This is a genomic window from Sphingobacterium chuzhouense, assembly GCF_014692525.1.
Taxonomy (GTDB): Bacteria; Bacteroidota; Bacteroidia; order Sphingobacteriales; family Sphingobacteriaceae; genus Sphingobacterium; species Sphingobacterium chuzhouense.
The window spans coordinates 732,698-746,058 of sequence record NZ_JACNYL010000002.1; the positions used below are offsets into that span (position 1 = coordinate 732,698).

Genomic DNA, 13,361 nt, shown 5'->3' on the forward strand with positions numbered 1-13,361 from the left:
TTAAAAATTAAGATCTAAACCAACTGAAAAATTGCGGACTTGTGGATAATAATTACCTGTACCGACCGGTGCTTCTACATCAAAACCATCCCAAAAGCTATCGAACGAGAACACATTTTGGCCGCTTGCAAAAATCCTTAATTTCTGAACACCTATATTGTTCAATATCCGCTGGGGCAAAGTGTATCCAATTTGAATGTTCTTAACGCGCAAGTATGCCGCATTCCTCATCCAAAAAGTAGAGTGATTCTCGTTATTAGGTTCATTGAATGCAAGCCGGGGAAATGCCGCATTGGGATTATCTTCCCGCCAATAGTTCTTATGCGCTTCTTGTGCTGTTCCGCCCAGATAGAAAGGCATCACTGACGCAGCATACAGATATCCGTCGGCTTTTCCGACACCCTGCAGCATGAGATGGAAATCAAAGCTTTTCCAGGATAAATTGGTCGTAAAACCAAACGTAAACCGCGGTATAGTGTTCCCTACGATCACCTTATCATCCTCGTTGATAATCCCATCAGCTTCATCGGGAATGCCATCACCATCCGTATCACGCGTTAACTGGTCTTTATACATGATATCGCCTAATGTATAATTACCATATTGTTGCGCGTGGCTACTTAGTTGGTCTTGGCTGGTAAAGAAGCCCGTAGCTTCCAGGGCAAGAATGGAATTCATCGCATAACCTTCATTATTAACAGTTAAACCGGTATTGTTAACACCTCTTAAATCGATAACTTTATTTCTTACATCCGATAAGTTAAATCCAAAATTATACGAAAAATCGTTTACCTTATTCGCATAATTCAATGCCAATTCCCAGCCTTTATTTCTAACCTTTCCCGCATTTTGATATGGCGCAGTCCAACCAATAATCTTCGGCACATCCAGCGTCAACAAGATATCCCTTGTGTTTTTGACATAGTAATCGAATGTCATCTGGAAGTTGTTGAGAAATCTAAAGTCCACGCCGAAGTTGGTCATCTCTGTCGTTTCCCATGTTATCTGATTATTGGCCATGGCCAATAAGGCAGCGCCATTGTATACATTCTTATCAAAGACATAAGGTTGATCCAAATCTACAAAGGCATCAAACGGATATGTTCCAATATTCTGGTTACCTAATTGCCCCCAAGAAGCGCGAAATTTAAATTCAGGGAGCTTGTCCCGAACAGGTTCCCAAAACGACTCTTCCGAAATTCTCCACCCTGCTGAAAAGGATGGAAACACACCCCATCTATGACCGGGTGCAAACCTGGACGAACCATCGACACGAAGATTAGCCTCGAACAAGTACCGTTCTTTAAAATCGTAATTGGCTCTTCCGAAAAAAGACCGTAAAGCCCAATCAGATCCTGCTCCTGACGCTAATTGCTCATCTCTAGATCCTGCATCGAGCACTTCATAACCCGGAATTTCAAATCCCCTACGTGAGCCCTGGAACCATCTTTCCGAATAATCTTCTTGGTGCCATCCGCCGAGAAGCTGTATACCATGGTCGTCAAACCTATCATCATAATGAATGGTAGCCCTGACATTTCCCTTATGAAATCGCGTGTTCTTATGGATGAGCATAGTCTTCTCCGGTATGGAATATGCCGAAGATCCGTCGGGATAGTACGTCGGTAGCGCCAATTGCAGCCTTCTATAATGTTCCTCATATATATGGGGAGCATAAGCAACATCAACCTTTAATTTATCTGTTATTTTGTAGTTCGCACCTAAATTAAGCTGTACGGATGGTGTGATCTGCTCAATAAAACCACTTGACAATGTCATAGCAAGCGGATTATTTCCCTGCCACCCATGACCGTACAACCCCGTTGTATAAAGCGCCGGTTCTGTAGCAGGTAGACGGTTCAGCCACTGGATTACCGACGCTACGCTCGATCCGGGTTCATCGCGAGTCATCTGCCGAAGCATTATATCCGTTCTTAACGACAGTTTCTCTGTGAGGTCAATATCGGTATTCAACCGCAACGAATATCGGTTGAAATCGGTATTCTTGATTAGTCCTTTTTGACTATAATAACCGAAAGAACCCAAAAGTTTGATTCGATCCATGCCCGCGTTGATCGTTGCTGTGTGATTTTGTGTAAATCCACTTTCCGTGTACACCAATTCCTGCCAATCCACATCCGGATTATTGTCTGGATCGGAAGCATGCAGATTCGCATAGTCCTGTACCCTATCCGGATCAAAAACTGGAGAGGCGCCCGTATTTTGATACGCTATATTCATTAAGCTCATATGATCCTGCGCATTAACCATATCCCTTAGATCTGTTGGCGATTGGACTCCACCATAACCAGAATAATTTATAGCAAAGCCTTTACCTGCCATTCTCTTCGTCGTGATCAAAATTACCCCATTTGCCGCTCTCGAACCGTAGATAGAGGAAGATGCTGCATCTTTTAAAACACTGATACTCTCGATGGTCAAAGGATCGATATTCTCCATAGAGCCTTCCACTCCGTCGATAAGTACCAACGGATTGGCATCGTTCAATGTCCCTATGCCTCTTATCCGTATTCCGCCGGCATCTGCTCCCGGTTGTCCAGATCGTTGGGTTATGGTAACGCCTGGCAATGCACCTTGTAATGCCATCGACGTTTGTCCAACCAATCTTTTTGAAAGCTCATCGCCACTTATTGCAGCCACGGAGCCGGTTAGGTTAACTTTCTTCTGCGTACCATACCCGACTACCACTACTGCATCTAAATCTTGTTCCGCGTTAGCCAGATGTACCGTATAGCTGGTTTGTCCGTTTAAGTCAACCTGCGATGCACGATAACCAAGTAAGCTAAAAATAAGTTGATGGTCTTCAGTTGCCACAGCGATATTAAAATTACCGCCATCGTCTGTCACCGTTTGATGAGAATTAGTATTCGTCTTTACCGTGACATTTCCCAAGGGTTGCCCGTGTTCGTCAAGAACCTGTCCCGTGATAGATCGCTGCTGTACAGGCTGCCGCTTGCTTTGCGCTACTTTACGGATGATAATCGTATTATCTTTGACAGAATACGTCACGTTCTGTCCCGAAAGCAGGAAATCAATAACAGATGCTGTTGATTTGTTAACAAACTTTCCCGACACCTTTTTGTTCTCGTCCAAATCTTTGGGCGAATAAACAAATTTAACGCCAGCTAAACTATTGAGTTCCTTAAAAGCATCTTTAATAGCCGTATTTTTAAACTCAACGTTAATTAGTTGACGCAAAGCCTGTCCCAGTCCCAGTACAGGCGATATTATTAATAAATTTGAAACAATAATTAGGCATAACAATCTTCCATTACACCTTTTTAGTGTATTAATTCTCGTTAGTAATTTATACATTTGAATGTTGATTTAAACATGATCAATACATGGGGTCGCTAAAAAGCGTCCTCTTATTAGAGGTGTTCGCCGCACCTCTAATTTTTTCTTCCCTGTAGGTTTAGTCATTTGCTGTTACATAGATAACTCCTTTCTTTTCCACAAATGTTATATTATTCGTCATTTCCATAATTTCCAATACATCCATTAGCTGTTCATACCGGCTTATCATCCCGGTAATAGGTAATTCCTGTACTGTTTGATCTACTTGAATAGGTTGTTCGTACCATTGTGCAAGTTCCTTCATAACATCTGCAACCTGCTCTCCTTCAAAATAAAAGAGTCCTTTGCGCCAGGCACGAACCTTGTTGTTCTCATCTGCGGATGCCACGAGTATACGATTATTGCTCGGGCTCAAAAATGCTTTTTGATTAGGCGTGAGCACTACAGAAGTATTATATTTATTATGCTTTAATCTTATTTTTCCTTCCAGCAAGACTACGCTTTCTTCACCAGCCTCCTGCGTATTCATACTAAACTGTGTTCCCAACACCTCCACCGTTTGCAAAGGCGTTTTGACAAAAAAGGGCATCGGTTTCCCGTCTTGCTCACGCTTGGCAACATCTAAACTTACTTCGCCTGATACATGCACCATACGTTCGGTTTTATTGAAGCTCGACATAAATTCGATCGAAGAATGAGCATTCAACCAAACCTGACTCCCATCATCCAATAAAAACGTGAAAACTTTTTTGGTAGGATTTGTAATTTTCCGCGGTGCATCGTCTGCTATTTCCTCTGCTAGTGCTGATAGCAAAAACACCTTTTGATCGTCAATGATGCGATAAGCTGAACTATCCTGCACCTCTTCATCCAGCGGATAAGATTTCTCGGCACCAATCGATAAAATTGGATTTTCTTTCGCTATACCGGTAGTTTGCAAACTCTTCGAAGAACTATCTGATCCACTCATCCGGAAAATGACAAAAACTGCAGTACATACCAGCAACAAACAAGCGGCAAGCCGGATATAGGGACTGTAGCTAAGTTTTATGACCTTATTTTTTGAAGAGATTTGGTTGTCAATAGTCTGTTTAATTTCCTGTTCCAAGTGGTCGAAATTGATATCTGCATTTTCTTTTTGATCACCAACCTGTTGGTAAAACCGTTCTACGAAACGCTCCTCTTCGGCTGATGCTTCACCGTTGACATATCTTTTGAAGATTGCCGACAGCTTGCTTTTTATTCTATTTGAATTCCCAGACATACAAGAAATGATCTATAATCGTTGCTTTCTTATATGTCGTGGAAAGCAGTGCTAACTCCCAAAAAAAAATAAAAAAAATAAAAATAAAATCTTCTGCATCAAACTACGGAGAAATGTAGTAGCATTAAGAATTTGATTTTGAACAGTTTTGGTTGATATATTCAATAGTTTCCCTATTTCCTCTGTACTCAAGTCCTCCTCATACCTTAATAAAAAGATCTCTTTTCGCTTGTTAGGAAGTTGGTGTATCCAATGATGAAGAAGTTTGTCCAGTTCGTCGTCTAGCAATTTGCTGTCGGAAAATTCACTATTGACCAATACCTCTGCAAAATCCTCGATCTCTTCTACGATAAAATCCTTTTTCCGGAATCTGTCAATCACCTTGAATTTAACTGCTCGCATTAAATAAGCTTCTACACGCTGGATATCCCGTAATTGTCTTTTGTTCCAAAAATCGACAAAAACTTCCTGAACAATATCTTTGGCTAAATCTTCATCTCGTAATTTTTGGAAAGCATGAACATATAATTTCTTCCAGGTGCGGCGATACAGTTCGTCGAAAGCAAGGCTGTCCGACTCTCTTATAAGCTGCAAAAGTTCGTCTAAACTATAGGCTGTATATATATGTCTTGACCGATTCAATGGAACAATGGATTATAATTGTAACCGCAATATTAAATATTTTTATTTACAAATCAAATTTGAGTTTGATTATCAAAACGGCTACATCATCTGCTTTAAAACCATTTACTGCCTATCGTGTTTTATAGTTAATCCTTAAACAGTTAACGCTCTTTATCGAAAGAATATGGCAAAAATTATAGCAGAACAATTAGTAGAGACCATAGCGCAGGCAGGCATTAAGCGGATTTATGCCGTTGCGGGAGATAGTCTAAATGAGGTCAACGATGCCGTGCGACGGTCTGGCGATATACAATGGATACACGTGAGGCACGAAGAAACAGGTGCATTTGCCGCCGCCGCCGAAGCCGAACTCAACGGGATCGCCTGTTGTGCAGGGAGCAGCGGCCCCGGACATGTACATCTTATCAACGGGCTATATGAGGCACAGCGCAATAATGTTCCGGTACTGGCGATTGCTTCCACTTGTGCAACGGACGAATTTGGTACGGGCTTTTTTCAAGAGACCAACACGATAAAACTTTTTGCAGATTGCAGTGGCTATAACGAAATTGCGACCACCCCGAAGCAACTTCCCCGCATGTTGCAAGCCGCATTACAGCATGCGCACACCAAAGGAGAGGTAGCTGTTCTTGGACTTCCGGGAGATCTGACGAAGGAAAAAGCCGAAGAAGGTAGCACGGCTCCTTATCTGCTGAGACAACGACCTATTTTCCGACCTTCGGATAATGAGCTTCGAGAACTTGCCCAACGGTTAAATAAAGCGTCCAAAATCACTATTTTTTGTGGATTTGGTGCAACAGAAGCACATCAAGAAATAATTGCATTGGCAGGCTTGCTAAAATCACCGGTGGCTTATTCCTTTCGAGGTAAGATGGGCATACAGTATGACAATCCGTTTGAGGTAGGCATGACCGGCTTACTTGGGTTACCTTCCGCTTTTTATGCCATGCATCATTCCGAGCTGTTGTTGCTGTTAGGAACAGACTTCCCCTATAAGGAATTTATGCCTGACGATCTCGAAATCATACAAATAGATAAGCGCGCGGAGCGTCTCGGACGGAAGGCAAAGGTATCATTAGGTTTAGCAGGAAACATAAAAGACACGTTGGATGCGTTACTCCCCCTCATTGAAGAAAAAAAAGACGATGCATTCCTGCAAAAACAATTGGATAAATATGAAGATGTTAAGAAATCACTTCGTACCTATGTGGAAGATACAGGGAAGCAACATGCCATATCTCCCGAATTTTTAACGGATACCATCAATAGATTGGCAAATGACGACGCTATTTTTACTGTGGATACCGGCATGTGCTGTGTGTGGGGAGCCCGATACTTACACGCAACCGGAAAACGGATATTATTAGGCTCGTTTAGTCACGGATCAATGGCGAATGCGCTACCGCATGCGATAGGAGCTGCTTTAGCCAGGCCCGCCCAACAGGTTATCGCACTTTGTGGCGACGGTGGGCTATCCATGATGATGGGCGATCTGGCTACCGTCGTGCAATATAAACTGCCGATAAAAATTGTCGTTTTCGACAACCGTTCATTAGGCATGGTAAGATTGGAAATGCAAGTAGAAGGACTGCCCGATGGCGAAACCGATATGTTCAACCCTGATTTTGCCAAAATAGGTGATGCGATGGGCATGAATAGCTTTACGATAGATTCCCCAGATGACGTGGAGAGAACATTGCAAAATGCGTTCGCTGCCAACGGGCCGGCTTTGATCCATGTATATACCAATCCCGATTCACTCGCAATGCCTCCAAAAATAGAATTTGGACAGTTGAAAGGGATGGCATCAGCGATGGGCAAGATGATGCTCCATGGTGATTTTAAAGATGTTGCCAACATCATTAAAAGTAATTATAAGCACATCAAGGATGTATTTTAGCTAGCGCGCCTATCACCTATTTCGGTACAGGCGCATTTTCTTCAATCAATTTCTCCTGCTTCAACTCTTCCCAAAAAGCGGCAGGTATCTTTTCTTTAAAAGATGCCGCATTTTCTTCTGCTTGCTGAATCGTATGTGCCCCCGGAATAACGGCAGAGACCACCTCTGGAGCGGCGGCAAACTGTAATGCTGCTGTACGTAAATCTACCCGATGATTATCTGATACGCGTTGCAAAGCAGCAAGCTTTTCTTTTACCCCAGCCGGAAAATCACCGCCATATAGGTAACGATCTTTACCGGCTAGAAATCCCGCACACAGCGGAGCGCCTACTACAATTGAAATATCGCGCTCTGCGGCTTTCGGAAATACTTGGTTTAAATCATCTCGATGATGAATAAGAGAATATTGGCAAGCTGAAAGAAAGATATCGGGATCGGCAACTTCGATTGTTTTCAAAATAGGCTCAATCGTATTGACTCCCAATCCCCAGCCTTTAATTAGTCCTTCTTCCCGCATCTTTGTCAGTTCTGGCATTGCGCCTTGGGCGGCTATGTCAAAATATTTTAACCAATCATCTTTCATATCGCCATTGTCGGGAGACAGATCATGGATAAAGACAATATCCAAAGAGCCGATACCTAAGCGTTGCAGGCTATCTTCCACACTTCTGCGGACACCTTCCGCGGTATAGTCATATTCATAGGAAAAATTCAATTGACCTTTCCAGTTCTCTTCCAATTTAAAGTCATCATGCGGATGAAGGATTCGTCCGATTTTGGTTGAAATGACGTAGTCTTCCCGTTGTTGATCCTTTAAGAACAAACCCATTCTGCGTTCACTTATACCTAAACCATACCACGGCGACGTGTCGAAATAACGAACGCCTGCGTTCCAAGCCGCTTCTACGGATTGCAAACATGCAATATCGGGGTTGACATTAAAGCCGTTTCCCAATGCTACGCCACCAAATCCCACTTTATTCTTCGGTCTAAATCGCTTATGTGTTGCTGAATTCTGAAATTGTTCCATTGTCTTATTATTACTGTTATCCGATAAATCTGTTACAAATGCAGGTAGTGCCACGGAAGCTGCCATTCCTGCCGTTGCCAAACCTGTATGCTTTAAAAATGTCCGTCTTTGCATCCTATCGTCTTTTCGTTACCAAACTTCTTCACACCGCATCTTGATTAAAGAACAAACACGGGAAAAGGTTGTTTTGATAATTTCTACACGCTAGATCACAAAGACTAAATATTCAGTAAAGCATGTTGTGAAGCCGTAAAAATATGACGAAAAACAATATTCAGTTCGTTATCACGCTGTGCACCGGCAATACCCGTGTAAGGGAACAATTCCACTGTTTCTGTTCGAATATTGCGCACCAGCTCCCGGCTTAGTGTAGCGATTTCCGCCAAATATTCGTCTTTGGGGGCTATCTTATTCCAAGTTGCATCTATGAGCTCATAAAGACGCGCACGTTTCTCCTCAAAAGCGCCTCTTACCCCATCAATTTTTTTAAATAATGTTTTTCCTTTCTCCGCAGCCCATTCCGGGCTGGACGATTTAACAATAAGCTGTTTTTCGAACAGGTCAAGAAAGCGCCGGAACATACCGATATAATTAACGGCTAATGTACATTCCGCAAAAGTCATGAACGGATAATAAAAAACCGGCTCGTCGCTTGTGCGCCTATCGGGGCGTAGATCAAATGCACGTTCTTTCGGAACACGCAATTCGTTGATAGAGAAACTATGGCTTGCCGTACATTCCAATCCAAAAGTATCCCAGTCGTAATGTATAAGTACATCCTCCCGGTCTACAAAGAAAGAATGATAGATCGGATTTCCATCGACATCGGAGACCGGCTCTCCCTCCTCGTATACCCAAGCGTTTAAGGTAAAATGCGTTAAATGTGGAGCGCCCGTAGCATATTTCCATGCTCCACTGATGATAAAGCTGTCTCCCTTTTTATCTGCTCTTCCAGACGGCTTACCACTTCCGCCCCAGCAAACCTTATTTTTTTTAAAAACTATTTCTGCGAGTGCAGGATCAATAAATCCGGCAAACATATTGGCACCGGCACAGAGGGTTACCGTCCAGCCAAAACCACCATCAATGTATGCCAATTCCTCCAACAGTTGGCAGCCCACTTCCAACTCCGCATTTAGGCCTCCATACATGTCAGGCACCCATAAATTAAACCAATTTTGCTGATATATTAATGCCAACAATTCGGGCGTCAATGTCTTTCGCTCGATGCTGGCCAGCACGTTATCTCTAATAGTGTATCGGATGTCGGTATGGAGCATGATGATATTAAAATTGAGTGGACATTATTTTCTTCCATTTGATATAGCCGGATATAGCGACGATAAACAGGAATACGGTTAAACAGGCAAAAAGATATAATTCTTTGTGAAACAACAAAGGTATAGCGACGAAGTTACTAATATTCAACAATATCCAGTTTTCGATTTTACGTTTGGCAAGCAGCCACATCCCCGCCCAGGCAGTACTAGAGACAAAGGCATCCATTATCGGCACATCAGAATCGGTAAAGTATGTCAAAAAAACAAACAATAGAAAATAGCCACCTACAACAATGCCGGCGACAACTGACCAATCCTGTCTACTACACCGGGTGATATACGCCTGTTGCTGACTTTGGTTTCGAAATTTCCAATACCATAAACCATAGATACTCATGATCAGATAATACGCGTGCAGTAAGATTTCAGCGTAGAGCTTCGCATTATATAACACGAAAATGGTCAGGCAAATGCCTATGATACCAAAGAAATAATTGGATATTTTATTTTTACGGGATAGCAGCACCTGCACAATGCCAAAGAGCACAGCTAATCGCTCCAACCAGGAGGTTTGAAGAAATCCGTTTTGTATTTGCTCGATAAATTCAGATATATGCATATTCTATTATTCCTACGCCAGCATTACCTGGATCAGGTTCCTCCCGCTATACGACGGGATTGGGTATATTCTCAGCCTTGTTAAATCAAGCGATTCACGAATCACTCGAAAGCACCCCCATAAAGTATGTTTTTAGCTTACGCTAATTGCAAAGCTTCCTTTGAACGATGTCTAACCTCTTCGCACAAGGCAGGGTCATCATTTAAGCTCTTACCCCACGATGGGATCAATTCACGAAGTTTTTTGCGATATTCATCCGATTTGGCTCTTTCCGGGAAACAGCGTTTCAACAGATTGATCATGATAGGCACAGATGTAGATGCTCCTGGAGACGCGCCCAATAAAGCTGCTATGGAACCGTCGGCGCTTGATACCACTTCCGTACCAAATTCTAAGATACCGCCATGTTTCGGATCTTTTTTAATCACCTGCACACGTTGCCCCGCCACCTCAACTTTCCAATCGTCTAATTTTGCGGTTGGCATAAATTGTTTCAACGAATCTAATTTATCTGAAGGACTTTTCATAACCTCTGTAATTAGATATTTTGTTAAATCCAAATTATGCAGACCAGCAGAAATCATCGGTTTAATATTCGACAGCTTAATCGATGCCGGAAGATCAAAATAAGAACCTTTCTTTAAGAACTTCGTCGAAAAACCTGCATACGGACCAAACAGGAGCGCTTGTTCACCATCTATATAACGGGTATCCAAATGAGGAACCGACATTGGAGGCGCACCTACCGATGCCTTTCCGTATACTTTAGCATGATGGTTTTCAATAATTTCTTTGTTTGTACAACGCAACCATTGTCCGCCTACCGGAAATCCACCATATCCTTTTGCTTCGGGGATACCGGATTTCTCTAAGAGAAGTAAAGAACGCCCTCCTGCACCGATAAACACAAACCTTGCTTTTATCTTACGCTTTTCGCCTGTATTTAAATCTTTGGTTTCCACCTCCCAACGTCCATCATCTTCACGATCAATATCGCGTACTTCCTGATTGAGCGACAGCTTAATATTATCTTTCGTCTGTAAGTGGCGAATCAAATCGCGCGTCAACGAACCGAAATTCACGTCGGTTCCTATCTCCATACGTGTAGCTGCCATCACTTCATCTTCCGGACGGCCATCCATCATGAGTGGTATCCACTCTTGCAAGACTGCCTTATCTTCGGTATATACCATGCCTTTGAACAGGTTTTCTTTTTCCATCGCAGCATAGCGGGTGCGCAGAAACTGGACGTCCTTTTCGCCAAACACGGCGCTCATGTGGGGTACTTGACGGATAAACTCCGTTGGATTTTTTAAAATCCCCTTTTCCACCAAATAAGCCCAAAATTGCTTAGAGATTTCAAACTGTTCTGCAATATTAATTGCTTTATCTATTTTAACACTACCATCGGGTTGTTCTGGCGTATAATTTAATTCGCATAAAGCAGAATGCCCTGTACCGGCATTATTCCAGGCATCTGAACTTTCGGCGGCAACAACGTCCAGCCGCTCGATGATTTCGATATTGATGTCGGGACTTAGTTCATTGATTAAAGTTCCCAACGTGGCGCTCATGATACCTGCACCGATCAATACGACATCGACTTCAGATTTTTTAGCTTTTTTACCCATAGTTTCAAAATTGCGTACAAAATTAACATTCAAATTGGTTATAACCGAATGAAAGTGTCAAAATTCTTTCAAAAAGAAAAAACCCATGGATATTTAAATCCATGGGTTTGATGATATTAGTGTTGCAGCTGGTAAATATCACTGCTGAGGTTGCGCGCCTTGTTCCTGTTGCAATTCTAGCAAAACACCATCCAACTCACCTTTTACTTTTTCGCTGTTTTGATAAGCGTACATAATCTGTTCAAATGTTTGTATATCGATACCCTCTTCGGTTATCGCTGCTTGAATATTCCCTCCAATTTCATCTTGGATGTTCATTATTTTTTCAATCGCATTATTGAACATTTTCTGATCTTCAGCACTTTCATTTTGAAGCCCGTCTTCTGATTTTTCTTTTGCTTGGGCCATTTCATTGAACTTTTTCACCGTTAACCCTTCGTCTTTAACAGCGTTAGCCATACTCTCCTGTGCTCCCATCTGCAAGGCTTCCACTTTCGAACTGGCTTTCACGAACGATACTAATTCGTCTTTTTTGAAATCTTCTTTCAATTCCGGTGCTTGCATCGGATCGGGTGCTTGTGCCATAGCTCCAAGACCTCCCAGCATAATCACGGCTAATAAAATCACTTTTAATTTCTGCATAATAAATTTATTTCTGTTCATATTTATTCGTTTTTCGAAAACTTCCATATATATACAACGCACACAAATAATATTATTGCCTAAACATATATTTATGTCCTAAACAAAACTAGTGTTTCGTCTTCATTATTGTGTTGAAATATTAGGCTAGAACGGGATGCAAGGCGAATTATAGACTAGTAGGCCGCAAAAATAGAAGACGAATAAAATTGTGATATTTTAGGATATTTAACATCTTTGTTGGATATTGGGGTTTAAAAAGAAAAACAAACAGATGAAATTATTAGAAGGCAAAACAGCTCTAGTTACAGGAGCATCAAAAGGTATCGGCAGAAAAATTGCCGAAGTTTTTGCTCAGCATGGAGCGAACGTTGCATTTACCTATTTATCTTCTGTAGAAAAGGGAGAAGCATTAGAAAAGGAATTACAAGCTTTTGGAGCACGTGTAAAAGGTTTCCGTTCCGATGCATCAAAATTTGACGAGGCAGAAAAATTAATCGAAGATATCGTTGCTGAATTTGGAACAATCGATGTCGTCGTCAACAACGCGGGGATTACAAAAGACGGTCTGTTGATGCGCATGACGGAAGAAAATTGGGATGATGTCATGAACGTCAACCTAAAATCCATTTTCAATGTGACCAAAGCAGCTTCGAAAATTATGATGAAAAACCGTAAAGGTTCGTTTATCAATATGAGTTCGGTTGTGGGCGTACAGGGTAATGCCGGACAAGCGAATTATGCTGCTTCTAAAGCAGGGATTATTGGTTTCTCTAAATCTGTAGCAAAAGAATTGGGTTCCCGCAATATCCGTACGAATGTAATCGCTCCTGGATTTATCCGCACGGAGATGACAGAGGTGCTTGATCCGAAAGTCGTCGCCGGATGGGAAGCAAATATTCCATTGAAACGTGCCGGAGAAGCAGAAGACGTGGCCAATGCCTGTCTATTCCTAGCATCTGATCTATCCTCTTATATTAATGGACAGGTTATTCCGGTAGATGGTGGTATGTTATAGGTGTGCAGAATGTA

Annotated in this window: 10 protein-coding genes; 2 read left to right on the top strand and 8 right to left on the bottom strand. The window is 42.1% G+C overall.

Going from position 1 to position 13,361, the window contains the following annotated elements:
* The 3 genes from H8B21_RS09520 to H8B21_RS09530 form a co-directional block, all read right to left on the bottom strand.
* Positions 1-3,219, bottom strand: a complete 3,219-nt coding sequence (locus H8B21_RS09520; RefSeq protein ID WP_190313521.1) for a TonB-dependent receptor — start codon at positions 3,217-3,219, stop codon at positions 1-3.
* 217 nt (positions 3,220-3,436) lie between these two features.
* Positions 3,437-4,582 (bottom strand): FecR family protein, encoded by a 1,146-nt coding sequence (locus H8B21_RS09525; RefSeq protein ID WP_190313522.1) that lies wholly within the window; start codon positions 4,580-4,582, stop codon positions 3,437-3,439.
* Positions 4,583-4,633: 51 nt separating this feature from the next.
* Positions 4,634-5,176: an RNA polymerase sigma factor gene (locus tag H8B21_RS09530; RefSeq protein WP_190313523.1), complete on the bottom strand. Its 543-nt coding sequence runs from the start codon at positions 5,174-5,176 to the stop codon at positions 4,634-4,636.
* A 214-nt stretch (positions 5,177-5,390) separates the two neighbouring features.
* Between H8B21_RS09530 and H8B21_RS09535 the strand changes: the two genes are divergently transcribed.
* On the top strand, positions 5,391-7,127 hold the full coding sequence (locus H8B21_RS09535) for a thiamine pyrophosphate-dependent enzyme (protein WP_190313524.1): 1,737 nt from the start codon (positions 5,391-5,393) through the stop codon (positions 7,125-7,127).
* 16 nt (positions 7,128-7,143) lie between these two features.
* Here H8B21_RS09535 and H8B21_RS09540 read toward each other — a convergent pair whose 3' ends face one another.
* The 5 genes from H8B21_RS09540 to H8B21_RS09560 all read right to left on the bottom strand — a co-directional run bounded on the left by H8B21_RS09540 (position 7,144) and on the right by H8B21_RS09560 (position 12,350).
* Positions 7,144-8,271, bottom strand: coding sequence for an aldo/keto reductase (locus H8B21_RS09540; RefSeq protein ID WP_223814943.1), 1,128 nt, complete (start codon positions 8,269-8,271; stop codon positions 7,144-7,146).
* A 104-nt stretch (positions 8,272-8,375) separates the two neighbouring features.
* Positions 8,376-9,437, bottom strand: coding sequence for an acyl-CoA dehydrogenase family protein (locus H8B21_RS09545; protein ID WP_190313525.1), 1,062 nt, complete (start codon positions 9,435-9,437; stop codon positions 8,376-8,378).
* 7 nt (positions 9,438-9,444) lie between these two features.
* Positions 9,445-10,056, bottom strand: coding sequence for a nicotinamide riboside transporter PnuC (pnuC, locus tag H8B21_RS09550; protein ID WP_190313526.1), 612 nt, complete (start codon positions 10,054-10,056; stop codon positions 9,445-9,447).
* 137 nt (positions 10,057-10,193) lie between these two features.
* Entirely contained in the window at positions 10,194-11,687 is a 1,494-nt protein-coding gene (locus tag H8B21_RS09555) for a malate:quinone oxidoreductase (RefSeq protein ID WP_165294276.1), read from the bottom strand.
* Positions 11,688-11,825: 138 nt separating this feature from the next.
* The gene (locus H8B21_RS09560; RefSeq protein WP_190313527.1) at positions 11,826-12,350 is read right to left on the bottom strand and encodes a DUF4168 domain-containing protein; all 525 of its coding nucleotides are present in this window, start codon (positions 12,348-12,350) and stop codon (positions 11,826-11,828) included.
* Positions 12,351-12,603: 253 nt separating this feature from the next.
* Between H8B21_RS09560 and fabG the strand changes: the two genes are divergently transcribed.
* Positions 12,604-13,347 carry a 3-oxoacyl-[acyl-carrier-protein] reductase gene (gene fabG / locus H8B21_RS09565; protein ID WP_190313528.1) on the top strand — a complete coding sequence of 248 codons (744 nt, stop codon included), beginning with the start codon at positions 12,604-12,606 and terminating at the stop codon, positions 13,345-13,347.
* The last annotated feature ends 14 nt before the right edge of the window (positions 13,348-13,361 follow it).

Bases quoted from the DNA above. Each gene is read 5' to 3' on its own strand.
- H8B21_RS09535 (WP_190313524.1), top strand. From the start codon at position 5,391: ATGGCAAAAATTATAGCAGAACAATTAGTAGAGACCATAGCGCAGGCA.
- pnuC (WP_190313526.1), bottom strand. From the start codon at position 10,056: ATGCATATATCTGAATTTATCGAGCAAATACAAAACGGATTTCTTCAA.
- H8B21_RS09555 (WP_165294276.1), bottom strand. From the start codon at position 11,687: ATGGGTAAAAAAGCTAAAAAATCTGAAGTCGATGTCGTATTGATCGGT.
- H8B21_RS09545 (WP_190313525.1), bottom strand. From the start codon at position 9,437: ATGCTCCATACCGACATCCGATACACTATTAGAGATAACGTGCTGGCC.
- H8B21_RS09540 (WP_223814943.1), bottom strand. From the start codon at position 8,271: ATGCAAAGACGGACATTTTTAAAGCATACAGGTTTGGCAACGGCAGGA.
- fabG (WP_190313528.1), top strand. From the start codon at position 12,604: ATGAAATTATTAGAAGGCAAAACAGCTCTAGTTACAGGAGCATCAAAA.
- H8B21_RS09560 (WP_190313527.1), bottom strand. From the start codon at position 12,350: ATGAACAGAAATAAATTTATTATGCAGAAATTAAAAGTGATTTTATTA.
- H8B21_RS09525 (WP_190313522.1), bottom strand. From the start codon at position 4,582: ATGTCTGGGAATTCAAATAGAATAAAAAGCAAGCTGTCGGCAATCTTC.